Annotated in this window: 2 protein-coding genes; both read left to right on the top strand. The window is 43.0% G+C overall.

What is annotated here, in order from left to right:
- Positions 1-20 precede the first annotated feature (20 nt).
- Complete coding sequence (locus HMPREF0367_RS09325; RefSeq protein ID WP_248660682.1) at positions 21-671, top strand: ParA family protein; 651 nt, start codon at positions 21-23, stop codon at positions 669-671.
- The coding region (locus HMPREF0367_RS09320) for a ParB/RepB/Spo0J family partition protein (protein ID WP_035403653.1) at positions 628-1228 on the top strand (601 nt) is incomplete at its 3' end. The genes HMPREF0367_RS09325 and HMPREF0367_RS09320, both read left to right, overlap by 44 nt.

The following is a 1228-nucleotide window of genomic DNA, read 5'->3' as shown; positions in this document are numbered from 1 at the left end:
GTTGGCAGGATACAGACGGCTTGGGTATCACGCTTGCAACGAAACTCACAGATGTAATCAATGAAACGATGACAGACCCTATGGTTGGTATCCTGCACCACGAAGAAGGTGTTGACCTTGTTCCGGCAAACCTTGAGCTTTCAGCAATGGAATTTAACCTTGTGAACGCAATGAGCAGAGAAACTACACTCAAGAATTATCTGAGTCAAGTGAAGAACAGATATGATTATGTAATTATAGACTGTATGCCTTCACTTGGTATGGTTACTCTCAATGCTTTATCGGCGGCAGACAGTGTTATTATTCCGGTTCAGGCTCAGTATTTGCCTGCAAAGGGTATGACACAGCTTGTGCAGACCATTTCAAAAGTAAAGAAGTATATCAATCCGGATATTAAGATAGACGGTATGCTTCTTACTTTGGTGGATAGCCGAACAAACCTTGCAAAGAGTACGGTGGAAGCACTCAGGGCAAACTTTGGTAATCAGATAAGAATGTATCGAACACAAATCCCGATTGCCGTAAAAGCCGCTGAAACTTCTTCCAAAGGCAAGAGTATTTATGCTTATGAGCCAAACAGCACAGTGTCTAAGGCATACGCTGAATTTACAAAGGAGGTGTTAGCCGATGGCAGGAAGAAAGAGCGACTTCACTCTCACGAAGCTCGATGATTTATTTACCACGCAGGCACAGAGAGATGAAGAACAGCTTTCAAAAATCCGAGATATTCCATTGGAGCTAATTGATGATTTCCCCGACCACCCGTTTAAGGTCAGGGACGATGAAGATATGATGCAGCTTGTGGAGAGTGTCAAGGAAAGAGGAGTGATTACTCCGGCAACGGTAAGGCAGAAAGAGGACGGCAGATACGAACTTGTTTCAGGACACAGACGAAAGCGAGCTTGTGAACTGGCAGGATTTGAAACACTGAGAAGTGAGATTGTAGACCTGAACAGAGATGAAGCGACCATTTTAATGGTTGAAAGTAATTTCCAGAGGTCAGAGATATTGCCGAGTGAAAAAGCCTTTGCCTATAAAATGCGTTTGGAAGCAATGAAAAGACAAGCAGGCAGACCTACAAAAAATAATTTAGTCCCAGTGGGACAAAATTATTCAAGGGAAGAACTTGCTGCACAAAGTGGAGAAAGTCAAACACAAATACAGCGTTATATTCGTCTGACAAACCTTGTTCCTGAACTGCTTGAATTTGTTGACGAGGGGCGTATTA

This window comes from Faecalitalea cylindroides ATCC 27803 (genome assembly GCF_000469305.1).
GTDB lineage: Bacteria > Bacillota_I > Bacilli_A > Erysipelotrichales > Erysipelotrichaceae > Faecalitalea > Faecalitalea cylindroides.
Note: the sequence above shows the minus strand (reverse complement) of the source record. Positions and strands in the feature narration are given on the sequence as shown.